Annotated in this window: 21 protein-coding genes; 11 read left to right on the forward strand and 10 right to left on the reverse strand. The window is 73.4% G+C overall.

Going from position 1 to position 21,200, the window contains the following annotated elements; all coding sequences use genetic code 11:
* Nucleotides 1-20: 20 nt before the first annotated feature.
* Nucleotides 21-986: a hypothetical protein gene (locus tag ACIRYZ_RS22380; RefSeq protein WP_402946652.1), complete on the forward strand. Its 966-nt coding sequence runs from the start codon at nucleotides 21-23 to the stop codon at nucleotides 984-986.
* 22 nt (nucleotides 987-1,008) lie between these two features.
* Nucleotides 1,009-1,395, forward strand: coding sequence for a VOC family protein (locus tag ACIRYZ_RS22385; protein ID WP_393028254.1), 387 nt, complete (start codon nucleotides 1,009-1,011; stop codon nucleotides 1,393-1,395).
* A 91-nt stretch (nucleotides 1,396-1,486) separates the two neighbouring features.
* Here the strand turns inward: ACIRYZ_RS22385 and ACIRYZ_RS22390 are convergent, their stop codons facing one another.
* The 3 genes from ACIRYZ_RS22390 to ACIRYZ_RS22400 form a co-directional block, all read right to left on the reverse strand.
* Complete coding sequence (locus tag ACIRYZ_RS22390; protein ID WP_402946654.1) at nucleotides 1,487-2,095, reverse strand: GNAT family N-acetyltransferase; 609 nt, start codon at nucleotides 2,093-2,095, stop codon at nucleotides 1,487-1,489.
* A gap of 140 nt (nucleotides 2,096-2,235) precedes the next feature.
* On the reverse strand, nucleotides 2,236-2,892 hold the full coding sequence (locus tag ACIRYZ_RS22395; RefSeq protein ID WP_402946656.1) for a TNT domain-containing protein: 657 nt from the start codon (nucleotides 2,890-2,892) through the stop codon (nucleotides 2,236-2,238).
* Between the two features lie 249 nt (nucleotides 2,893-3,141).
* Nucleotides 3,142-4,455: a geranylgeranyl reductase family protein gene (locus ACIRYZ_RS22400; RefSeq protein ID WP_402946658.1), complete on the reverse strand. Its 1,314-nt coding sequence runs from the start codon at nucleotides 4,453-4,455 to the stop codon at nucleotides 3,142-3,144.
* Between the two features lie 466 nt (nucleotides 4,456-4,921).
* Here ACIRYZ_RS22400 and ACIRYZ_RS22405 point away from each other — a divergent pair, with 466 nt between their 5' ends.
* Entirely contained in the window at nucleotides 4,922-5,983 is a 1,062-nt protein-coding gene (locus tag ACIRYZ_RS22405; protein ID WP_402946660.1) for an LPXTG cell wall anchor domain-containing protein, read from the forward strand.
* Between the two features lie 150 nt (nucleotides 5,984-6,133).
* Here the strand turns inward: ACIRYZ_RS22405 and ACIRYZ_RS22410 are convergent, their stop codons facing one another.
* The 3 genes from ACIRYZ_RS22410 to ACIRYZ_RS22420 all read right to left on the reverse strand — a co-directional run bounded on the left by ACIRYZ_RS22410 (nucleotide 6,134) and on the right by ACIRYZ_RS22420 (nucleotide 9,622).
* The gene (locus tag ACIRYZ_RS22410; RefSeq protein WP_402946662.1) at nucleotides 6,134-7,237 is read right to left on the reverse strand and encodes a calcium:proton antiporter; all 1,104 of its coding nucleotides are present in this window, start codon (nucleotides 7,235-7,237) and stop codon (nucleotides 6,134-6,136) included.
* A 91-nt stretch (nucleotides 7,238-7,328) separates the two neighbouring features.
* On the reverse strand, nucleotides 7,329-8,864 hold the full coding sequence (locus ACIRYZ_RS22415) for a serine/threonine-protein kinase (RefSeq protein WP_402946664.1): 1,536 nt from the start codon (nucleotides 8,862-8,864) through the stop codon (nucleotides 7,329-7,331).
* Nucleotides 8,861-9,622, reverse strand: a complete 762-nt coding sequence (locus tag ACIRYZ_RS22420) for a serine/threonine protein kinase (RefSeq protein ID WP_402946666.1) — start codon at nucleotides 9,620-9,622, stop codon at nucleotides 8,861-8,863. The genes ACIRYZ_RS22415 and ACIRYZ_RS22420 overlap by 4 nt, the downstream gene beginning before the upstream one ends.
* Before the next feature lie 303 nt (nucleotides 9,623-9,925).
* On the opposite strand from ACIRYZ_RS22420, the gene ACIRYZ_RS22425 reads away from it, so the two are divergent.
* Both ACIRYZ_RS22425 and nagB read left to right on the forward strand, forming a co-directional pair.
* Nucleotides 9,926-10,333 carry a hypothetical protein gene (locus ACIRYZ_RS22425; RefSeq protein ID WP_402946668.1) on the forward strand — a complete coding sequence of 136 codons (408 nt, stop codon included), beginning with the start codon at nucleotides 9,926-9,928 and terminating at the stop codon, nucleotides 10,331-10,333.
* Between the two features lie 260 nt (nucleotides 10,334-10,593).
* On the forward strand, nucleotides 10,594-11,376 hold the full coding sequence (gene nagB / locus ACIRYZ_RS22430; RefSeq protein WP_393028263.1) for a glucosamine-6-phosphate deaminase: 783 nt from the start codon (nucleotides 10,594-10,596) through the stop codon (nucleotides 11,374-11,376).
* 67 nt (nucleotides 11,377-11,443) lie between these two features.
* Here nagB and ACIRYZ_RS22435 read toward each other — a convergent pair whose 3' ends face one another.
* Nucleotides 11,444-12,574: an aminotransferase class I/II-fold pyridoxal phosphate-dependent enzyme gene (locus tag ACIRYZ_RS22435; RefSeq protein WP_402946670.1), complete on the reverse strand. Its 1,131-nt coding sequence runs from the start codon at nucleotides 12,572-12,574 to the stop codon at nucleotides 11,444-11,446.
* A 5-nt stretch (nucleotides 12,575-12,579) separates the two neighbouring features.
* Complete coding sequence (locus ACIRYZ_RS22440) at nucleotides 12,580-13,248, reverse strand: transcriptional regulator (protein ID WP_402946672.1); 669 nt, start codon at nucleotides 13,246-13,248, stop codon at nucleotides 12,580-12,582.
* 427 nt (nucleotides 13,249-13,675) lie between these two features.
* Between ACIRYZ_RS22440 and ACIRYZ_RS22445 the strand changes: the two genes are divergently transcribed.
* The 5 genes from ACIRYZ_RS22445 to ACIRYZ_RS22465 all read left to right on the forward strand — a co-directional run bounded on the left by ACIRYZ_RS22445 (nucleotide 13,676) and on the right by ACIRYZ_RS22465 (nucleotide 18,289).
* Nucleotides 13,676-14,119: an RrF2 family transcriptional regulator gene (locus ACIRYZ_RS22445; protein ID WP_402946674.1), complete on the forward strand. Its 444-nt coding sequence runs from the start codon at nucleotides 13,676-13,678 to the stop codon at nucleotides 14,117-14,119.
* A 75-nt stretch (nucleotides 14,120-14,194) separates the two neighbouring features.
* Nucleotides 14,195-15,376 carry a globin domain-containing protein gene (locus ACIRYZ_RS22450; protein ID WP_402946676.1) on the forward strand — a complete coding sequence of 394 codons (1,182 nt, stop codon included), beginning with the start codon at nucleotides 14,195-14,197 and terminating at the stop codon, nucleotides 15,374-15,376.
* 86 nt (nucleotides 15,377-15,462) lie between these two features.
* Nucleotides 15,463-16,224 carry a (Fe-S)-binding protein gene (locus ACIRYZ_RS22455; RefSeq protein WP_402946933.1) on the forward strand — a complete coding sequence of 254 codons (762 nt, stop codon included), beginning with the start codon at nucleotides 15,463-15,465 and terminating at the stop codon, nucleotides 16,222-16,224.
* Nucleotides 16,221-17,636: a LutB/LldF family L-lactate oxidation iron-sulfur protein gene (locus tag ACIRYZ_RS22460; RefSeq protein WP_402946678.1), complete on the forward strand. Its 1,416-nt coding sequence runs from the start codon at nucleotides 16,221-16,223 to the stop codon at nucleotides 17,634-17,636. Before ACIRYZ_RS22455 ends, ACIRYZ_RS22460 begins: the two co-directional genes overlap by 4 nt.
* Nucleotides 17,633-18,289 carry a lactate utilization protein C gene (locus ACIRYZ_RS22465; RefSeq protein WP_402946680.1) on the forward strand — a complete coding sequence of 219 codons (657 nt, stop codon included), beginning with the start codon at nucleotides 17,633-17,635 and terminating at the stop codon, nucleotides 18,287-18,289. Before ACIRYZ_RS22460 ends, ACIRYZ_RS22465 begins: the two co-directional genes overlap by 4 nt.
* Here the strand turns inward: ACIRYZ_RS22465 and ddaH are convergent.
* Both ddaH and ACIRYZ_RS22475 read right to left on the reverse strand, forming a co-directional pair.
* Nucleotides 18,276-19,103, reverse strand: a complete 828-nt coding sequence (gene ddaH / locus ACIRYZ_RS22470; protein ID WP_402946682.1) for a dimethylargininase — start codon at nucleotides 19,101-19,103, stop codon at nucleotides 18,276-18,278. The genes ACIRYZ_RS22465 and ddaH overlap by 14 nt on opposite strands.
* 161 nt (nucleotides 19,104-19,264) lie before the next feature.
* Entirely contained in the window at nucleotides 19,265-20,116 is an 852-nt protein-coding gene (locus ACIRYZ_RS22475) for a 4Fe-4S domain-containing protein (protein ID WP_402946935.1), read from the reverse strand.
* 297 nt (nucleotides 20,117-20,413) lie between these two features.
* Between ACIRYZ_RS22475 and ACIRYZ_RS22480 the strand changes: the two genes are divergently transcribed.
* Nucleotides 20,414-21,196 carry an SGNH/GDSL hydrolase family protein gene (locus ACIRYZ_RS22480; protein ID WP_402946684.1) on the forward strand — a complete coding sequence of 261 codons (783 nt, stop codon included), beginning with the start codon at nucleotides 20,414-20,416 and terminating at the stop codon, nucleotides 21,194-21,196.
* Nucleotides 21,197-21,200 lie beyond the last annotated feature (4 nt).

Consider the following 21,200-nt stretch of genomic DNA (forward strand, 5'->3'; position numbering starts at 1 on the left):
GTACGGAGCTGACCGGGCCGGTGACCGAGGTGACGCTGCCGCCGCACGCACGCCGGGAGGGCGGGCACCGATTCCTTCCGGCGCTGCTGGAGCCGAGGACGTTCGCGGTGGATCCGGAGCCGTGCGAACCGCCGTGGCGGCCATGGCACGAGATCGGAACGGACGAGGCCACGGCACGGAGCGTGTACGCGCCGGTCGGCGGCCTGTGGTTCGGCCCCGGCGGCGCGGTCGTGCTGGCACCGGGCGACACCCGCAACACCGTGCTGATCCCCGAGCAGTGCAACGGCTGCTGCGCCGCCGACGGAGGCCCGAACCTGGCGTGCGAGCGGTGCGGGCGGACGGTGGGCACCCGGATCGACGACTGCTACCGCTGGCAGGCGGTCTGGCTCTACCCGGGGGCGGTCCGCCGTCTCGCCGTCCCGGGCCCCGACCGCCCCACCGGGGACGGCTGGACGGTGTCGCCGATGCCGCCGGTCGAGCCGGACGGCTGGTGGAGCGACCGGTGGAGCGCCGCGGTCGCGCCCGCCCTGGCCGAGGTCCTGGCGGCCTCCGGCGGCGAGCCGGTGGCCGTGCCCGCCGGTCTGCTCGCGGAGACCTTCGGCCGCACCCTGGACCGGCTGCTCCCCACTGACGGCCCGACCCGCACGCTGGGCCTGGCCGGGCCCGGGCTGACCCCCGATCCGGCCCCGGACATCGCCCTCGTCCCCCGGCACCCGTGGACGGGCGCCGCCTGGCAGCCCCCGGGCGACGCGATGCCTGTCCCGCTGGACGCCGAGGTGTGGGCGTACCTGGCCTTCCCGCCCACCCCGTCCACGGCCCGCCTGCCCGTGGGCGAGGAGCGCGACGACCCGCTGCCGCCGCACCCGTGGATGCTGTTCGAGCCCGACCGGCGCCTGCTGCTCCACCGCCTCGCCCGGCTGCCCGCCGTCCGGCAGCCCTGGCTGCGCGCGATCTACGATCGCCTCGGCGACGGCCGCCGGTACTAGCGCACACCGAAGGGCACAACCCATGAGGATCAACCTGACCACCGTGTTCGTCGACGACCAGGACAAGGCGCTGCGCTTCTACACCGAGATCCTGGGCTTCGTGAAGAAGACCGAGGTCTCGCTCGGCGAGTACCGCTGGCTCACGGTCGTCTCCCCCGAACAGCCCGACGGCACCGAACTGCTGCTGGAGCCCGACGTGCACCGCGCCGTCGGGCCGTACAAGACGGCCCTGGTCGAGGACGGCATCCCGGCCGCCCAGTTCGCGGTGGACAACGTGCACGCCGAGTACGACCGCCTGCACCGCCTCGGGGTGCGCTTCACCCAGGAGCCGCTGGCGACGGGCCCGGCCACCATCGCCGTCCTGGACGACACCTGCGGCAACCTCATCCAGCTCGCCCAGTACCACTGACGTCGACCCCGCCGTAGTGGTGCCGAAACGTCGTCGCCCGTCCCTCGCGTTCCGTCAGAAGCCTTGAGGGCGATCGCGAGCCCAGGGCGTGTCAGCCGAGTCCCACCTCCGGGTCGGTGGCCAGGCGGGCGTGCAGGTGCTCGTTCGTGTAGGGGCCGTCGCCGTGGCGGTAGGAGGCCCGCAGGGTGCCCTCGTACGGGAAGCCGGCGCGGGTGGCGACGCGGCAGGAGGCCCGGTTGTCGACGTCGTGGTAGAGCTCGATCCGGCGCAGGCCGGCGGTACGCACGCCCCAGCGGGTGACGGCGGTGGTGGCGCGGGTGGCCAGGCCGCGGCCGCGGGCGGCGCGGAGCAGCCAGTAGCCGACCATGGCGACGCCGTCGGCCTGGTCGGTCCAGAGCAGGGCGACGTTGCCGCAGAGGGTGCCGTCGGCCGAGTCGGTGATGGCGAAGGAGGCCGTGCTGCCGTCGGCCCAGCCGGCGTCCGAGCGGTCGAGGTAGGCCTCGGCGCCGGCCGGGTCGGCGGCGTCCCGCAGCGGGTTCCAGCGGGCGATCTCCGGGTCGGCCGCAGCCGCGATCACGGCGGCGACCGTGCCGCCGGTCAGGTCCAGGGCACGGCCCCACGGGCGCAGCTGGGCGTCGCCCAGGTCGACGACGGCGGGGCGGAAGAGGCGCTGGTCGGTCGCGGTGTCGCTGAGGGTCACCCGGCCTTCCTACCTCTTGTCCGCCCGCGCCCGCCAGCGATTTACCCGATTCCGGACGGGCTCCCCGAGTGCGGGGATCGGGCCGTGGTCGAGCCGCTGACCGCCCGTACGGGCGACGGGGCGCCGCGCGCGGCGGCCGGTCAGATCCGGGCCAGGTAGCCGTTCTCCACCAGCCACAGCACGTTCAGCCTGGCCGGGCCGCCGGGCAGCAGGGAGGCGTCGAGCTGGTACTGCAGGCCCCAGCCGGGCTGGTTGAACCAGGGCGCGATCGGGCCGGCGTGCACCTTGAACGGCTTGACCACCTTGTAGTCGTGGTAGTTGCAGCCGGCCGCCGGGGTGCCGTCGAGGCTCTGCGGCGGTATCGCGCGGTTGGCGTAGGGCAGGCCCTCGGGGGCGAGGAAGGCCCCGTACTCGCTGCCGTAGCGGTCGATGTTCTGGTTCGGGTAGAGGGTGAGGTCGAACTCGACCGGGGTGCCGTCGGGCAGGGTGACGTAGCCGTCGGCGGGCGGGTAGTTCCAGCCGCCCTTGCCGCCGTTGGCGGCCGGGTCGTAGTACTGGGCCAGGAAGTCCTGGTCGGCGGCACCGCCGGTGCGCTGGTAGCCGAGGAGCTGGCGGCCGACCGGGCCGGCCTGCGGGAGGTCCTCGGGGCCGAGGCGGGCGTCGCCGTGCTGGAAGGTGGCGGAGCACTGGTCGGCCGGGGTTGCGGCCGCTCCGGTGTCGGCGGCGGCAGCGGGGATGCTCACGGCGGTCAGGGCGGCGGCCACGGCGAGGGGCGCGACGAGCAGGCGAAGGCGCACGGTGTCTCCGTCGAGTCGAACGGGTCGGTCGAAAAGGAGCCACGGCGGGGCGTGGTGATCACCCTCTGTGGCTGGATCGACACCAGGCAATCGGATTCTCTGATCATTCGTCAACATGACCCGGTCAACAGCCCGCTGAACGTCCGGGTTTCGGCCAAACCCGGGACGCCGGGCCGCCCATCCGCAAGGATGCGCGGCCCGGCGTCGACGTCGTCGCCCCGACGTCGCCCCGACGTCACCACGCCGGCCTCACCGCCCCGGCGCGACCCGCCCGAGCAGGTGGAGCAGCCGGTCGAGGGCGTCCTTGGAGTTGGGCTCGGTCAGGTTGACCATCAGCCGGAACGCGATCTTCAACAGCGCCGGATTGCCGAGTCCGGCCATCCCCGCCGCGCCCAGCAGCTTGGGACGGCCGAGCAGGTCGGCCGCCAGCCGGCCGAGCGCGAAGTAGCCCGCGTACGCGGAGCGCAGCGCCTGCGGGTAGGCGCGCAGGGCGAGTTCGCGGCCGCGGTCGGTGCGGCGGGCGTGGGCCTGGACGATGGTCTCGGCGGCGTAGCGGCCGGACTCCATCGCGTAGGCGATGCCCTCGCCGGTGCCGGGGCTGACCGTGCCGCCGGCGTCGCCGATCAGCAACAGGCCGTCGGCGTAGTGGGGTTGGCGGTTGAGGCCCATCGGGAGGGCGGAGCCGCGGATGGGCTCAGTGACGGCCTCGGGGGTGTAGCCGTAGCCGGGCGGGAGGTCAGCGCACCAGCGGCGCAGCAGTTCCCGCCAGTCGACGTCGGTCTTCGAGGTGTCCAGGACGCCGAGGCCGACGTTGGCGGTGCCGTCGCCCATGCCGAACACCCAGGCGTAGCCGGGCAGGAGGCGGCGCGCGGGATCGCTGGGGTCGCGCAGGTCGAGCCAGGCCTCCAGGTAGCGGTCCTCGTGGCGCGGGGTGGTGAAGTAGGTGCGGTAGGCCACGCCCATCGCGCGGTCGGTGCGCCGGTGGCGCTTCATCGCGACGGACAGCCGGGTGGAGTTGCCGTCGGCGGCGACCACGATCGGGGCCCGGAACTCGACGGGCCTGCGGTCCTCGCCCAGCTTGGCGGTGACGCCGGTGATCCGGCCGGTCCGCTCGTCCGTCAACGGGCCTGCCACGTTGGCGCGTTCGACCAGCCGGGCGCCGGCCGAGGCGGCCTTGCGGGCGAGCAGTTCGTCGAAGTCGGCGCGGCGCCGGACAAGTCCGTAGCCGGGGAAGGCGGACAGCTCGGGCCAGTCGAACTCCAGTGAGCGCCGCCCGGAGATCAGCCGCAGGCCCCGGTTGTGCAGCCAGCCGGCCTCCTCGGACACGTCGATGCCCATGTCGACCAACTGCTTGACGGTGCGCGGGGTGAGGCCGTCCCCGCAGACCTTCTCGCGCGGGAAGGCGGACTTCTCCAGCAGCAGGACGTCCAGGCCGGTACGGGCGAGGTGGTAGGCCGCGGTGGAGCCGGACGGTCCGGCGCCGACCACGATGACGTCGGCGCTGTCCTCGGTCGGGCCGACCGCCGGTCGGTCCGGTCGCACCTGCTGCTCTGGGCCGGGCATCGTGCACTCCCCCTGGGTCGGATCGGCTGCGCATGACAACGGAACACACACCAGATCACCCAACGGAACGAGCGGGCTGGGCGGTTCCAGACGGACGATAGAGAACCTCGGCACCGGCCCGCCGCCCCGACACGCGACCCCGGCCCGCCGACCGGCCGAAACCGGCCACCCGCGCGGCCCGTCGGTTCGCCCGTCGACGCGGAACCCGCCATTGACCGGCACCTCGACCACCTGCGACACACACGAGTCGAACACAACCAGGTGATCGGATTGTTGTAACGGACTAATCGGACCTATCGCTCTCAGCGATGCATTTCGGCCAAACCTCCCTTGCGTCACGTTTCTGACTGCGGAACTTTTGTCCCCTCCCGCTCGTACGGCACCGGCCTCTGGTCCGGCGGCCGACCCGAGGGCTCCCTCCCACTGCGTAGGTTCGTCCCGACCTGCCGTACCCGATGGAACACGCATGCACATCCGCTCCACCGCCGCGCGCACCCTGGTGGCCGTCCCGACCGCCGCCGCCCTGATGCTGCTCGCCCCCGCCGCGCACGCCGTCGCCGGCGGCAACGGCAAGGGCGCCCCTGGCAACAACGGCACCGTGAAGATCCACGACGCTGCCACCGGCCAGGAAGACGTGCGCAACGAGCCCAAGGTCTGCACGTTCTACCTGGACTCCTTCGGCTTCGACCCGAACCAGGACGTGCTCTGGGCGATCTTCGACATGAACAGCGACATGACCGAGCCCGTCGTGTTCGGCGACCTCCCGGTCGACGACCACGGCCACGTCCGCACCGAGGACATCAACCTGCCGGACGGTCACTACAAGCTGTTCTGGAAGGCCGTCCCGCTGGTCAACGGCGAGCTGCCGGAGAACCCGGACGTCAGCAACCCCAAGCACAAGGTCTTCAAGGTCGACTGCGGCGGCCAGACCCCGGCCCCGACCGGCAAGCCCTCGCCGACCGCCACCCCGACCAAGGCCCCGTCGGCCAGCCCGACCGCCGTGCCGAGCACCACCCCCTCGCACACCGCCACGCCGACGCCGTCGCACACCCCGGCGCCGACCCACACCCCCGAGCCGACCCACTCGGCCACCCCGACCACCACCCCCGAGCCGACCCACTCGGCCACCCCGACCACCACCCCGGCGCCGGTCCCGCCGACCACCCCGGCCACCCAGCCGCCGGCGACGACCCCGGCGACCCCCGCGCCGACCACCCCGGCCGCCGACGTCCCCACCGACGCCCCGAGCGACGCGCCCAGCACCGCCCCGAGCGCCGGCCCGTCCACCGCGCCGACCGCCACCGTGCCGGTGCACCCCGGAACCGGTACCAAGGTCAGCCCGGACCAGCCGCTGGTCGTGCCCGCCAAGGTCAGCGTCCCGACCCCGATCCCGGGCGCCACCTCGGACGGCAAGAAGCTGGCCACCACCGGTAGCGACGGCACCCTGCTGTACGCGGGCGCCGGCACCGCCCTGCTGGTCGCCGGCGCGGGCGCGGTGGTCTACACCCGCCGTCGCCGCACCTCCTGAGGCATCCGAGCCTGAGGCCGCGGCCTCCGGGGGCCTGAGCCCTCCGGAGGCCGCACGCCGCGCCTGAGCCGCGGCAACAGGGAAGCCGCTGGCCCGTACGGGGGGACGGGCCAGCGGCTTCCACCACTCAGGGGTACGGCGGACGGGCCCTCAGGGGTTCACCGCCAGCACCACGAATTCCGCCAGCACCCCAAGGTGCACCGCCCCCTGGAGCATGGTCGCCCGACGCGGGATGACCGTCAGGGTGCCGAGCACGACGGTCAGCGTCAGCAGCACCATGTGCGCCGGTTCGAGGCCGAGGACGAGCGGGCCGGAGAGCCAGGCGGAGGCGATCGCGACCGCCGGGATGGTCAGGCCGATGCTGGCGAGCGCCGAACCCAGGGCCAGGTTGAGGCTGGTCTGCACCCGGTTGCGCAGGGCCGCGCGCAGCGCCGCGATGGTCTCCGGCAGCAGCACCATCATGGCGATCGCCACGCCGACCACGGCGTGCGGCAGCCCGGCGTCGTCCACCGCGGACTCGATGGTCGGCGAGACGCCCTTGGCCAGGCCCACCACCGCGACCAGCGCGACGCCCAGCAGCAACAGGCTGCGCCCGGCGGCCCGGAGGGTGGGCGGGCTCGCGTGCTCGTCGTCGTCCACCCGGATCTTCCCCTCGGCGGTGACCGGCAGGAAGTAGTCCCGGTGCCGCAGCGTCTGGGTGGTCACGAACAGCCCGTACACCACCAGCGAGGCGGTGGCCGCGTAGCTCAGCTGGGTGGTGGAGAACTGCGGGCCCGGCGCGCTGGTGGTGAAGGTCGGCAGCACCATGCTGAGCGTGGCGAGGGTCGCGACGCAGGCGAGCGCGGCGCCGGTGCCCTCGGCGTTGAAGACGGCGGTGCGGTACTTGATCGCGGCCACCAGGATGGACAGGCCGAGGATCCCGTTGCAGGTGATCATCACGGCGGCGAACACGGTGTCCCTGGCCAGGGTGGAGGACTTCTCCCCGCCGTCGACCATCAGCGTCACGATCAGCGCGACCTCGATCACGGTGACGGCCACCGCGAGCACGAGCGATCCGAACGGCTCCCCGGTCCAGTGCGCGATGACCTCGGCGTGGTGCACGGCGGCCAGCACGGCACCGACCAGGAAACACGCGACCACGCCCACCACCCAGCCGGGCAGGTTCTCGTGCCAGATCAGGGCGAGGACGACGAACGCCACCACGGGGACGACGACGGTCCATTGCGCGGTGACCGCGCGGAGCTTCGTGATCATGCGGCCGAGGATCCCAGACCACGGGCCGGTCACCCGGGTGCCCGCGCCGGGATACGTATGGATGCGGCACAACTCGTCCCGATACGGGCAGTCACCCGCCGTAGTCGGCAAGGTACCTGAGCACCTTGTCGACATGCGGCCGGATCCGCTCCGGGACGCCCCCGGCGGCCGCCACGGTCTTGTCGCTGGTGCGGTAGGCGGAGGTGACCAGGGCGGGCAGGTCGCGGCTGAAGCCGCGTCGCTTGAGCTGCTGGTCCAGCCAGCAGACGTAGTTGCCCATCGCGGCGATCGCGTCGCCCGGGTCCAGGTAGGACTTGGGGCCGGGGTGGTTGGCGGCCTTGGACCACGCGTCGAAGACGGCGGGCGTCCACATCGCGATGCCGTACTCGCCGGTCTCCGGACGGGCCGCGTTCGGGTCGAAGCCGCTCTCGGCCTTGAGCATCGCGGCCAGCAGGACCGGCGTGACCTCCGGCTCGGGGCAGCGCCGGGCCGTCTCCTCGATCATGCCGCGGTAGGCCGTCGGGACGTCCGAGCCGGCCGGGATCGCCCCGGGCGGCGGCGCGGCCCGGTGGGCGTGCGACCCGGCGGGCTCGGGGCCGCCGGTCAGCGCGAGCACGACGACTGCGCAGGTCAGCAGGCCGAGGCCGGCCCGGCCGGCGGCACGGTGGCGCCCGGTCGGACCGGCGGTGGCCCGGGCGACCAGCGCGGCGAGGTCGGTGCGGGCGCGCTGGTCCCGGTCGGCGGTCAGGCAGGCGGCCACCACGGCGCGCCAGGGCGCGGGCAGCGCCTGGTCCGGCCGTAGCGGGGCCGCGCCGCGGGCGTACGCCTGGGCGGCCAGCGAGCGGGCCCGGGCAGTGGCGCCGAGGAAGGGGTGCAGCCCGCCGGTGAGCAGCTGGTGGGCGATCACCCCGAAGGCCCAGATGTCGGCGCTGGGACGCAGCGCGACCCCGCGCGCGCCGGTGCGCTGGGACCACCACTCGGGCGGGACGTGGTCGGGCGAGCCCAGTGGCGGGGCGTACGCGTGGGTGCCCTCCAGTTCGGCGGTGAGGCCGAAGTCGGCGATCTTGGCGGTGCCGTCGGGCATCAGCAGGATGTTGGCCGGTTTGAGGTCCCCGTGGACCCAGCCGCCCCGGTGCATGTGGGTCAGTCCGGCGCAGACCTGGGCGAGGATGCGCTCGGCGCCGGGCACCGCCGTGCCGGGGCGGGCGGTGGCGAGGAGGTCCTGGAGGCTGCGGGCGGCGCGTTCCATCACCAGGGCCACGGCGCCGTCCAGGGCGGGGTGGTCGGGGTCCTCGACGGTGACCACGGCGAGGGTGCGGATCAGGTGGGGGTGGTCGGCGCGGCGGCTGAACCGCAGCTCGCTGTGGGCCATCTGGGCCGCGGTGCGGCGCTGGCCGGGGCTGAACCGGGCCGGGCCGAGGATCTTGACGGCGGCCGGGGTGCCGTCCGGGCCGTCGGCGGCGTAGACGCTGCCCCAGGCACCCGCGCCGAGGAAGGCGCCGGTGCGGTAGCCGGCCAGCGGGTAGCCCTCGGGGACCTCGAAGGGCGGGCGGGCCCGCGCAGGGCGCCGCTCCTCGGGCGGCCGGGGGTCGGGCCGGGCGGCGCCCGGTCGATCGGAGGGGGTCACGGCCGGACGATCGGGCGCCGGGGCGGGAGCAGGGTCAGGTGCTCCTCCCGGACGAGGTCGAACTTCAGGGCCAGGGCGACGAGTTCCTCGCGCTTGCCGCCGGCCGGGCCCAGTTCGTACGGCTCGCGCAGCCGCAGTTTGGTGCACACCAGGTAGTCGATGTGGTAGTTCACCGCCGAGCGGGTCAGCCCGCGGCAGGAGGGCAGGGCGCGCAGCCGGGCCAGCACCTCCGTCACGCCGGGGACGGCGGCGGTGGAGGGCGACCGCAGCCGGGGTTCGCAGAGCGCGAGCAGGACGAGGAAGTACTTGGCGGTCGGGTCCAGGGCGAAGGGGCTGACGGTGCGCTCGCCGTCGGCGCCGCTCGGGCCGCCGTCCAGGTAGGCGTGCTGCGGGGCGAAGACCTTGAAGGTGGCGGGTGCGCCGAGGGCCGGCAGGAGTACCCGGGAGAGCTCGAAGGGGACGGGCGCGCCGAGCCGCCCGGGGGCCACCTTGACGTGCTCCCCCGCGCCCTCCAGGTTCTCCACCACATAGGTGGCGGTGGCGCTGAAGTTGGACAGCCGCCAGTAGTCCTCGGCGGCGGCCACCTCGCCGGCGCGGCGGGACACGCCCTGGTCGCTCAGCGGGACGGCGACCGGCCGACCGGGTTCGCCGCGCCCGAACACCGCCGTCTCCCCCGGGCCCATCCGCAGCAGTCCGGGCGCCGCTCCGGGCGCCATGTCCGGTCCCGGGCCGGGCAGTTGCACGATGACCGTGTCCACGCAGCCACCTCCGCTGGGGTCGGTCCGATGCTATCCGGCCGATTCGCCGCAGCGGCAAGGCGCCACTCGGACGGGTGAAGGAACACCGCCAACCCGGGCCGTTCGGCGGGGAGTTGCCCGCCCAAGAACTGATCCTCCATCAAACCATAGTTCGTCCGTGTGCTGAACGTTCAGCGAACGATTGCAGCCAGTAGTTGAATGGTCACCATGAGTGTGACGCAACGCACACGCGGCATCTCCATGATTTGTGCAAGACTCATCTCAAGGAGTGAGATTCCCTTAATTTCCAAGGAGGTTCGTATCATGCGCACTCGGATCGCAGCTGTGATGATGACGGTGGCAGGGATCGCAGCCCTGACGGCCGGTCCCGCCATGGCCGCCACGGCGACGTCCGAGAACGGCACCGCGGCCTGCGCCACGGTGCTCAACCGCCCCTGCATATCGCACCAGATCGACGGCGAGGGCATCGTCGGCGTCGCCCAGGTCCGCGCCGACCCGAGCCAGTTGACGATGGTTCAGGTCGAGGTCCGCACCCAGCAGGCCTGGGGCAGCCCGTGGGAGCCGGTCGCCAGCGCCACCACCGTGCGGCTCGGCTCGACCCAGGCCGTCACCCCCCGCGTGACCGCCACCGCCCCGCGCATCATCTGCGCCACCGCCGGTCCGGCGCTGGACGCGAGCAAGCAGGTCACCACCTGTACCAACCCGTTCTGACCGGCGGCCGTTGAGACGCGCCACCCGTTCCGCACGACGAGGCGGCATCCGCAGGACAGGGCACCGGGAGCCGGGGCGTTCGCGCCCCGGCTCCTCCACGCCCGCCCCGAGCTCCACACCCGCCCCGAGGGCCCCCACCAGGCGCGACACCGAACAGGACCGCACCGGCCCCGGGTGGACCTGGAGGCCCCGTTCACGGCAAACTGGTCTAGACCCCGGAGGTCTAGACCTCAGACTCGCCTCAGAACGGTGGACCCAGTATGGAAATCGTGATCGTCCCTGACGCCACAGCGGCCGGCGAACTCATCGCCGCGGCGATCACCGATCTGCTGACCGACAAGCCCGAGGCCCTGCTCGGCGTCGCCACCGGCTCGACCCCGCTGCCGATCTACCAGGCCCTCGCCGCCCGGGTCCGGGACGGCCGTCTGGACGCCTCCCGGGCGCGCATCTGCCAGCTGGACGAGTACGTCGGCCTGCCCGCCGGCCACCCGGAGTCCTACCGCTCGGTCGTGCTGCGCGAGGTCGTGGAGCCGCTCGGTCTGACCGAGGAGTCCTTCCTGGGCCCGGATGGCAACGCCGCCGACATCGCCGCGGCCGCCACCGCCTACGACCGCGCGCTGGCCGAGGCCGGCGGCGTGGACCTGCAGCTGCTCGGCATCGGCACCGACGGCCACATCGGCTTCAACGAGCCCTGCTCCTCGCTCGCCTCCCGGACCCGGATCAAGACCCTGACCCGGCAGACCCGGGTGGACAACGCCCGCTTCTTCGACAGCATCGACGAGGTCCCGCACCACGTCATCACCCAGGGCATCGGCACCATCCTGGAGGCCCGCCACCTGGTGCTGCTCGCCACCGGCGAGGCCAAGGCCGAGGCCGTCGCACTGGCCGTCGAGGGCCCGCTCGCCGCCGCCGTCCCCGCCTCGGCGCTGCAGCTGCACCCGCACGCCACCGTGGTGGTGGACGAGGCCGCCGCCTCCCGCCTCAAGCTGGCCGACTACTTCCGCGACACCTACGCGGCCAAGCCGGCCTGGCAGAAGCTCTGACCTGTAGCAGCCACAGCAGCCGGGGCGCCGATCCTCAGGGCCGGCCCGCCCCGGCCGTTCGCGTCCGCTACCGCTTGCGGAGCCAGTCGGCGAAGGCCTCCAGCGCCGGGCCCGGGTCGCTGCGTCCGACACCGATCCGGAAGCGGTCGGCCGGGGTGGGGGTGAGTTCGGAGCGGAACATGCTCGCGGGCATCAGCAGCACGCCCGCCTGCTCGACCAGCGCCGTGCAGAAGTCCTCCACCCCGTCCGCGCCGAGGTAGCGCGGGTAGGCGACGCAGCCGCCGTCCGGGGCGCGCCAGTCGAAGAGCTCGGGGAACTCGGCGAAGAAGGCGTCGAAGCGCGGCAGGTTCTCCGCGATGATGCCCCGGTTGCGGGCCAGGATCCGGTCCCGGGCGGTGATCGCGATCCGGGCCAGCACTTCGCTGGGCGCCGAGTTGCAGATGGTGGTGTAGTGCTTGGCCCGCTCCAGCCGGGTGCGCAGCTCGCGGTCCCGGCAGGCGATCCAGCCGATCCGCAGCCCAGGAAGGCCGAGCGACTTGGAGGTGACGTTGAGCGAGAGCGCCGTCGCCGACAGGTCGGCGGCCTGCGGCAGGATGCGGGCCTGGTCGCGCTCCAGCCCGCGGTAGACCTCGTCCGAGAACAGCCGGATGCCGCGCTCCTCGCACAGGTCGACGAGGCGGGTGAAGTCGGCGGCGTCGATCAGCGTGCCGGTCGGGTTGTTGGGGAAGTTCACCGAGAGCAGCTTGGTGTTGGGGCGCAGGGCCGCCTCGACCGCGTCCAGGTCGAGCGCCCAGTCCTGCCGCTCGTCCAGCGCGACGCCGGTGACCTCGCAGAGTGAGAGCGGGATCGTCTCGGCGGACTGGTAGTTGGGGGTCAGCACCACGGCGTGGTCGCCCGGTTCGAGCAGCACCTGCATGGCGAGGTTGATCCCCTCCTGGGCGCCGCCGAAGCAGATCACGTCGTCTGCCTCGACCCGCTCGTACATCCCGGCGATGGCCCGGCGCAGGCCCGGGTCGCCGTAGGTCTCGGTGTAGCCGAGCGCGAGGGTGTCCCAGGCCTCGCGGTCCTCGGGGCCGGCCAGGGCGAGCAGCTCGGCCATCGTCATGGTCTGGGCGTCGGAGGCGGTGAGGTGGTGGCGGGCGGTGAACTCCCAGCGCGAGAAGTAGGTTTCGAGCCGGAAGTCGGGCAGCTGGGTCATCGGTCTCAGTCCTTCCTGGGCCCGGCGGCGGCGCCGGGGCCGGGGCCTGCCGGGTGCTTGAGCTCGGCGAGCAGGGCGTAGGCGGTGGAGCGGGAGATCCGCAGTGCGGTGGCGACGGCGGGGACGGCGCGGCGGACGGCGAAGACCCCGGCCTCGTCCAGCTCGCGCAGCACGGTGAGCCGGTCCTCGCGGGTGAAGCGTTCCAGCGGGCGGCCCTGGGCGCGGACGTGGCCGCCGATCACGTCGTTCATCCGCTCGGTCCAGTCGCGTTCGAACAGCGGCTCGGGGCGGGGCGCGGTGGGCACGGCGAAGTTCGCCAGCAGGGCGGCGGCCTGTTCCAGCGGGCCGCGGTCGAGGTTGACGCAGAGCACGGCCGAGGGATGTCCGGCCTGGTCGCGCAGGACGGCGCTGACCGAGGAGAGCCGCCGGCCGTCCGGCAGCAGCTTCTCGTAGGGGCCGTAGACGTCGGGTGCGGACGGGCCCAGCTGGTCCAGTTCGCCGAGCAGAGAGGGGTCGCCGGGGGCGCGGGTGGTCATCGGGTTCCAGATGGCGAGCACCCGGTCGGTGGCGGTGTCGTGCAGCACCACCTCGGCGTAGGGGCCGAGCAGCAGGGCCACCGCGCGGCAGACCGGTGACCAGGTCCGGACGCGCGGGTCGGGGTCTTCGGCAGGCATGAATGGACTGTACGTCCTGACCGGACAGTTCGTCCAGACCCGCTTGCGGCGGAGGGGTGTCGCTCAGCGGCAGGTGATCAGCAGGCCGAGGACGGAGGTGCAGCTGCGTCGCCGCCAGCGCCGTCCAGGTGCGCCGGGGTGCGCGACGCGCTCTCACGGAATCTCTCCAGGGGGACGGTTCGAGGGGTGCGGTGAATGACGTGGTACCGGAGCCGCAGGAAGCGTAGAAGGCGTGCTGATGACACGTCGGAGCTGATCAGTAATGTCGCCAACTGTTCAGAACCGACCGGATGTGGCGTCGGCGGCCGCACCGGGCCGCAGGGCGCAAGCCGCGCCACCGCCCCCACTCGGGACACGTGACCAGGGTCTCGGTCGGAAACGTGCAGGAAATTGGAGTCGGAGAGTCGCATTCGATAGCGTTTCGAACGTGAGGCTGACCAAGAGCACCGACATCGCCCTGCGCATCGCCATGCGGCTCGCCGTACTCGGCGAGGGTGAGAACCCGACCACCCGGGAGGTGGCCGAGTCGGTCGGCGTGCCGTACACCCACGCGGCGAAGGTGGTCAGCAGGCTGCAGCACCTCGGGGTGGTGGAGGCCCGGCGCGGACGCGGCGGCGGGTTGATGATCACTTTCGCCGGGCGGACCGGTTCGCTCGGTCTGCTGCTGCGCGAGCTGGAGGGCGTCGGGGACGTGGTCGGCTGCGAGGACGACCCGCCGTGTCCGCTGCGGGCCGCGTGCCGGCTGCGCGGGGCGCTGCGAGGCGCCCAGGAGGCCTTCTTCGCCGCGCTCGACCCGCTCAGCATCGACGACCTGGTGGCCTCGCCCACCGGGCCGGTACTGCTCAGCCTCACCACGAGACCCGCCGACTGACCCCACCCCCCCGGGGGTGGGTCAGCACCCACAGCCTTTAATGCGAATCTGAGATACCAGTTAGGAGCTCCTCTGATGCTGTCCCCGAAGTCCGCCGAGGTCGTCGAGGCCACCCTGCCCGTCGTGGGCGCCGCGATCGGTGACATCACCCCGCGCTTCTACGACCGGCTGTTCGCCGCACACCCGGAGCTGCTGCGCGACCTGTTCAACCGCGGCAACCAGGCCAACGGCACCCAGCGCCAGGCCCTGGCGGGCTCGATAGCCGCCTTCGCCTCCGCCCTGATCGCCAACCCCGACCAGCGGCCGGACGCGATGCTCGCGCGGATCGCGCACAAGCACGTCTCGGTCGGCATCGACAACGAGCAGTACAAGGTCGTCCACGAGCACCTGTTCGCCGCGATCGTCGAGGTACTCGGCGCGGCCGTCACCCCCGAGGTCGCCGCCGCCTGGGACGAGGTCTACTGGCTGATGGCCAACGCGCTGATGGCCGTCGAGGACCGGCTGCGCGACGAGGCCGCCGCGGGCGGCGACCCGGCCGACCTGTGGCGCCCGTACACCGTGATCACCCGGTACCAGGAGACCGCGACCGTCACCAGCTACCTGGTCCGCCCCGCCGACGGCCGCCCCGTCCCGGCCTCCCGCCCCGGCCAGTACGTCTCGGTCCGCACCGAACTGCCCGACGGCGCCCACCAGATCCGCCAGTACAGCCTGTCCGGCGGCGCCGACGGCGCGCTGCGCTTCAGCGTCAAGCGCGAGGACGGCGGCGAGGTCTCCGGCCACCTGCACGACCACCTGAAGACCGGCGACACCGTCGAGCTGGCGCCCCCGATGGGCGACATCTTCCTGGCCGACGGCGACGGCCCGGTGCTGCTCGCCTCCGCCGGCATCGGCAACACCCCGATGACCGCGATGCTCGACCACCTCGCCGCGACCGGCTCCAGCCGGCGGGTCATCTCGGTGCACGGCGACCGCGACCAGCTCAGCCACGCCTTCCGCGCCGACCTGGAGCAACTGACCGCCAAGCTGCCGGGCGCCACCGCCCACGTCTTCTACGAGCGGCCGCTCGGCGAGTGGCCCACCGAGCGCACCGGGCTGGTCGACCTCGCCACCGTCGAGATCCCGGCCGGCACCACCGCCTACCTGTGCGGCCCGCTGCCCTTCCTGCGCGCCGTCCGCGGCCAGCTGCTCGCGGCGGGCGTCCCGGCGGCGGACATCCACTACGAGGTGTTCGGACCGGACCTCTGGCTCGGTGCCTGAGATCCTGCGTCAGATCCTTCGTCAGTGCCGGTCCGCCCGATACGATCACGGGCGGACCGGTGCCGCTTCGACCGAAGGAGTCCGGGTTGCGGGTCGCGCTGTTCGCCACCTGCGTCAACGACGCGCTGTTCCCCGCCACGGCGGTCGCCACCGTCCGGCTGCTGGAGCGGCTCGGGGTGACGGTGGACTTCCCCGCCGGGCAGACCTGCTGCGGGCAGCCGCAGTACAACACCGGCTACCGCCGGGCCTGCGAACCGCTGGTGCGACGCACGGCCCGGGCCTTCGCCGGGTACGACCACGTGGTGACGCCCTCGGGCTCCTGCGTGGCGATGGTCCGGGACAACTACCCGCGGATCGGCGCCCGAGCCGCCGCCGAGGGCCGGGGCGGCGAACTCACCGACGCCGCCGTCGACCTGGCACCCCGGGTGGTCGAGCTCACCGAGTTCCTCACCGACGTGCTGGGCGTCGAGGACGTCGGCGCCCACTTCCCGTACACCGTCACCTACCACCCCTCCTGCCACGGCCTGCGGATGCTCGGCCTGGGCGAGCGGCCGCTGCGACTGCTGCGTGCCGTCAAGGGCCTGGAGCTGGTGGAGCTGCCCGGCGCGGAGGAGTGCTGCGGCTTCGGCGGGACCTTCGCGGTGAAGAACGCGGCGGTGTCGGCCGCGATGGCCGAGGACAAACTCGCCAACGCCCTCGGCACCGGCGCCCAAGTGCTGTGCGGCGCCGACAACTCCTGCCTGCTGCACCTCGACGGCACCCTGCGCCGCCGGGGCGAGCCGTTGCGGCCGCTGCACCTCGCGGAGATCCTGGCCAGCACCGAGGAGCACCCCTGGAGGCCTTCGTGAGCGGCACTTTCGTGGGCATGCCCGCCTTCCCTCAGGCCGCCGCCCGGGCGGTACGGGACGGGCAACTGCGCGCCAACCTGCGGCACGCCACCCACACCATCCGCGACAAGCGCGCCCGGGCCGTCGCCGAACTCGACGACTGGGCCGAGCTGCGCGCCGCCGGGAAGGCCATCAAGGACCACACGCTGCGCCATCTCGACCACTACCTGGTGCAGTTGGAGGAGTCCGTCACGGCGGCGGGCGGCACCGTGCACTGGGCCGCGGACGCCGAGGAGGCCAACCGGATCGTCGCCGACCTGGTCAAGGCCAAGGGCGAGACCGAGGTGGTCAAGGTCAAGTCGATGGCCACCCAGGAGATCGGGCTCAACGAGGCGCTGGCCGCCGAGGGGATCGCCGCCTACGAGACCGATCTCGCCGAGCTGATCGTGCAGTTGGGTGAGGACCGGCCCTCGCACATCCTGGTCCCGGCGATCCACCGCAACCGGGCCGAGATCCGGGAGATCTTCGCCGAGCGGATGGCCGCCTGGGGCCGCCCCGCGCCCGAGGGGCTGACCGACCGCCCCGCCGAACTCGCCGAGGCCGCCCGGCTGCACCTGCGGGAGAAGTTCCTTCGGGCCCGAGTGGCGATCTCCGGCGCCAACTTCATGGTCGCCGAGACCGGCACCCTGGTGGTGGTCGAGTCCGAGGGCAACGGCCGGATGTGCCTCACCCTCCCCCGCACCCTGATCTCCGTGGTCGGCATCGAGAAGGTCGTGCCGAGCTGGCGGGACCTGGAGGTCTTCCTCCAACTGCTCCCCCGCTCCTCCACCGCCGAGCGGATGAACCCGTACTCCTCGCTCTGGACCGGGACGACCGAGGGCGACGGACCCTCCGAGTTCCACCTGGTGCTGCTGGACAACGGGCGCACCGCCGCGCTGGCCGACCAGGTCGGCCGCCAGGCGCTGCGCTGCATCCGCTGCTCGGCCTGCCTCAACGTCTGCCCGGTGTACGAGCGGGCCGGCGGGCACGCCTACGGCTCGGTCTACCCGGGCCCGATCGGCGCCATCCTGACGCCCCAACTGCGCGGCACCGCCAGCCCGGTGGACGCCTCGCTGCCGTACGCCTCCTCGCTCTGCGGGGCCTGCTACGAGGTGTGCCCAGTGGCGATCGACATCCCCGAGGTGCTGGTGCACCTGCGCGAGCGGGTCGCCGAACAGGGCGGGCACCCGCTGGAGCGGGCGGCGATGGCGGCCGCCGGATACGTGCTGGACCACCCGGCGGCGCTGGCGGCCGCCGAACGGCTGGCCGGGCGCACCCGGGCGCTGCACCCGCGCCGGCTGCCCGGTCCGGGGCGGGCCTGGACCGACACCCGGGACCTGCCCCAGGTGCCGGCCGAACCGTTCCGCGACTGGTGGAGGAGGAACCGGGAGTGACCTCAAGGGAGTTGATCCTCGGACGGATCCGGGCCGCGCTCGGGGACGCCGCCGAGGTGGCCGAACAGCCGCTGCCGCGCGGGTACCGGAGCACGCACGTGGCGCCGGACGATCCGGCGGCGCTGGTCGACCTGCTGCACCGCAACCTGGCCGACTACCGGGCGCTGGTGCACCGCTGCTCCGCCGCCGAACTTCCCGACCGTGTCGCCGAGTTGCTCGCCGAGCGCGGCAGCCGCACGGTCGCCGTACCGGACGGCCTGCCGGCCTCGTGGCTCTCCGCGGCCGGTGACGTCGAGCTGCTCCCGGACGGCGGCGACCTCACCGCCGCCCGGCTGGACGCCGTGGACAGCGTGGTCACCGGCTGCGCGCTGGCGATCGCCGAGACCGGGACGATCGTGCTGGACGCCGGCCCCGGTCAGGGCCGGCGGCTGCTCTCGCTCGTCCCGGACCACCACATCTGCGTGGTCCGGGTGCCCGAGCAGGTCGTCGCCTCGGTGCCGCTCGCGCTGCCCCGGCTCGACCCGGCACGCCCGCAGAGCTGGATCTCCGGGCCCTCGGCGACCAGCGACATCGAGCTGGACCGGGTCGAGGGGGTGCACGGGCCGCGCACCCTGGAGGTGCTGCTCATGTCGCCGGACGTCACTGGGGCCTGAGCTCCAGGGTGCAGCACTTCGCCCCGCCGCCGCCCTTGAGCAGCTCCGAGACGTCCACCGGGATCGGCTCGTAGCCGTGCTCGGTGAGCCGGCCCGCCAGGTTCTTGGCGGCCTCCGGCAGCAGCACCCGGAGGCCGTCCGACACCGCGTTCAGCCCGAACACCTCGGCGTCGGCCCGGTCGGCGAGGATCGCGTCCGGGTAGAGCGAGCGCAGCACCGAGCGGCTGCGGGCGTCGAAGGCCTCCGGGTAGTACATGACGTGGTCGTCGGCGAGGACGGCCAGCGCGGTGTCCAGGTGGTAGAAGCGCGGGTCGACCAGGGTGAGGCTGACCACCGGCACGCCGAACAGCTCCTCCGCCTCGGCGTGCGCGGCCCGCGAGGTGCGGAAGCCCGTCCCGGCGAGCACCCGGCGGCCGACCACCAGGTGGTCGCCCTCGCCCTCGTTGACGTGCTCGGCGCGCCGCACCGCACGGTAGCCGTGCGAGCGGAACCAGGCCTGGTAGGCCCCGGACTCGGCGGCCCGCTCCGGGTAGCGGAATGTCGCCACCAGGGCCCGGCCGTCCAGCACGGTGGCGCCGTTCGCGGCGTACACCATGTCGGGCAGCCCGGGCACCGGGTCGATCAGCTCGACGGTGTGGCCCAGGCGGCGGTACGCCCGGCAGAGCCGCTCCCACTGGCGGACGGCCAGCGCGGTGTCGGTGGGTTGCGTCGGGTCCATCCACGGGTTGATCGCGTAGTCCACCGTGAAGTACGTCGGCCGGCACATCAGGTAGCGGCGCGGCCGCGCCGTGCGTGCCGGGGTCTGCGTGGGCATGGCTCAACCGTCCTCGGATCTCGGGAAGTCGGTGGTACACCTCGTTCCAGAGGCGGCTGCCCCGCCGCTCCCGTTCGCACACCCGCGCGGGCGCCCCCGCCGGGCGCAACCCCCCGCGCACCCGGCGCGAGCCCCGGCGCACGGGCCCTGGTGTCCGGCGGCTACCAGCGCACCGCGGCGAAGTCCACCGGCGCGGTGCGCAGCGCCCGGGCGCGCACGGCGAGGGCGCGCAGGCGGCGGTCGGCCTCCTCGGCGGGCATCCGGCGCTTGTCGCCGTGGCCGGGCAGCAGCCACTCGAAGCGCAGCGCGCCCAGGCTGCGGTCCAGCGAGGCGGACTGCTCCTCGATCGAGTACCAGGTCACCGCCTCCTGCACCTCGATGTCCTGGTTGGTGCGGGACCAGTACAGGCTGTCGCCGCTGAAGCAGTAGTGCTCGTCGGCGACGTACAGCACGCTGCCGAGGGTGTGGCCGGGGAAGGGGTGGGCGACCAGGCCCGGGGAGATCTCCACCGGCTCGATGCCGCGCAGCACCTGGTCGGCGTCGGGCGCGTACTCGAGGTCGCCCTCGTGGATCCAGAGCCGGGCGCCCAGCCGGTCGGCGTACGCACGTCCGTGCACGGCGTGGTCGCGGTGGGTGAGCAGGATGTCGGTGACCGGGCCGAGCGCCTCGTAGCGGGCGGCGAGGCCCTCGCTGAAGCGGGGCGTGTCGATCATCACCCAGCCGCCGGGACGACGGCAGAGGTAGGAGTTGGCGCCCGCGTTGCGCCGGGAGTTGTGGCCGAGCAGCAGCACCCCGTCGTCCAGGGTGAGCGGGAACGGGTCGGTGGCCGGGTCGAGCCGGCCGTTGCCCTGCCGGATCGAGCGGGTCGGGCAGGCGTGGGCGGCGGCGAGCAGCTGCTGCCGCTCGGCCTCGTCGCGCGGCTGGCGGATCAGTTCGGACCTGCGGTCGCGCTCGACGATCAGGTCGGGCGCGAGCTGCCGGGCGACGTCGCAGTTGGTGCAGCGGTCGTCGATGGTCCAGTTCTGGTCGGCGGTCGGGTCTTCGTCGGCGGTCGGGTCTTCGTCGGCGGTCGGGTTCTCGGAGCGATTCACGGCAGGCTTCCCCCTGGACGGACGGCGGCCGGGGCGGCCGCACACCTTGAGGATCGTCCGTTCGCCCCAAAACGGAAAGGGGGCAAGGATCTTGTGGTTTTCAGACTGCGACGCTCTGCGGGGGCGCGGGTGGGCCCTGACGCTACGTGGCCCATCTCACGTGCCCACACGGTCACCTACGGTGGCGTAGGTCACTTGATTCGGTGAACTATCTCTTTCATGCCGAACCTCCAGGAGACCCTTGACCTCAGTTCGTATGTCGCCCTCGGGGACAGCTTCACCGAGGGTCTGAACGACCCCGGTGCGGGCGGCGCCTTCACCGGCTGGGCGGATCGCCTGGCCGGGATGCTCGCCGACGGGCGACCGCCGGGCGGGTTCCGCTACGCGAACCTGGCGGTGCGCGGGCGGCTGCTGGACCAGATCGCGGCCGAGCAGGTGCCGCAGGTCCGCCGGCTCCAGCCCGACCTGGTCACCTTCTGCGCCGGTGGCAACGACATCCTGCGGCCCGGCAGCGACCCGGACGAGGTGGCCGAGCGCTTCGAGGCCGCCGTCGCCCAACTCGCCGAGTCCGCCGGGACGGTGCTGATCTGCACCGGCTTCGACACCAAGGACGTGCCGCTGCTCAAGCACCTGCGCGGCAAGATCGCCACCTACAACGGGCACATGCGGGCGGTCGCCGACCGCCACGGCTGCAAGGTGGCCGACCTGTGGTCCCTGCGCGCCGTGCAGGACCGCCGCGCCTGGAGCGAGGACCGGCTGCACCTCTCCCCCGAGGGCCACCAGCGGGTCGCCCTGCTGGCCGCCCGCTCGCTGGGCCTGGCCACCGCGCAGGCCCCGGAGGACCCGTGGCCGGCCGCGCCGGTCCTGTCCCCGGCCGACCAGCGGCGGGCGGACATCCAGTGGGCCCGCGAGTACCTGCTCCCGTGGGTCGGACGCCGACTGCGCGGCGAGTCCTCGGGCGACCACGTCGAGCCCAAGCGGCCGGAGCTGCTGCCGCTCTGACGGA

It is taken from the genome of Kitasatospora sp. NPDC101155 (genome assembly GCF_044768305.1).
GTDB lineage: Bacteria > Actinomycetota > Actinomycetes > Streptomycetales > Streptomycetaceae > Kitasatospora.

What these genes read in the sequence shown, in the direction of transcription:
- ACIRYZ_RS22385 (WP_393028254.1), top strand. Translation starts at nt 1,009, where the DNA reads ATGAGGATCAACCTGACCACCGTGTTCGTCGACGACCAGGACAAGGCG.
- ACIRYZ_RS22400 (WP_402946658.1), bottom strand. Translation starts at nt 4,455, where the DNA reads ATGCCCGGCCCAGAGCAGCAGGTGCGACCGGACCGACCGGCGGTCGGC.
- ACIRYZ_RS22405 (WP_402946660.1), top strand. Translation starts at nt 4,922, where the DNA reads ATGCACATCCGCTCCACCGCCGCGCGCACCCTGGTGGCCGTCCCGACC.
- ACIRYZ_RS22410 (WP_402946662.1), bottom strand. Translation starts at nt 7,237, where the DNA reads ATGATCACGAAGCTCCGCGCGGTCACCGCGCAATGGACCGTCGTCGTC.
- ACIRYZ_RS22425 (WP_402946668.1), top strand. Translation starts at nt 9,926, where the DNA reads ATGCGCACTCGGATCGCAGCTGTGATGATGACGGTGGCAGGGATCGCA.
- nagB (WP_393028263.1), top strand. Translation starts at nt 10,594, where the DNA reads ATGGAAATCGTGATCGTCCCTGACGCCACAGCGGCCGGCGAACTCATC.
- ACIRYZ_RS22435 (WP_402946670.1), bottom strand. Translation starts at nt 12,574, where the DNA reads ATGACCCAGCTGCCCGACTTCCGGCTCGAAACCTACTTCTCGCGCTGG.
- ACIRYZ_RS22440 (WP_402946672.1), bottom strand. Translation starts at nt 13,248, where the DNA reads ATGCCTGCCGAAGACCCCGACCCGCGCGTCCGGACCTGGTCACCGGTC.
- ACIRYZ_RS22450 (WP_402946676.1), top strand. Translation starts at nt 14,195, where the DNA reads ATGCTGTCCCCGAAGTCCGCCGAGGTCGTCGAGGCCACCCTGCCCGTC.
- ddaH (WP_402946682.1), bottom strand. Translation starts at nt 19,103, where the DNA reads ATGCCCACGCAGACCCCGGCACGCACGGCGCGGCCGCGCCGCTACCTG.
- ACIRYZ_RS22480 (WP_402946684.1), top strand. Translation starts at nt 20,414, where the DNA reads ATGCCGAACCTCCAGGAGACCCTTGACCTCAGTTCGTATGTCGCCCTC.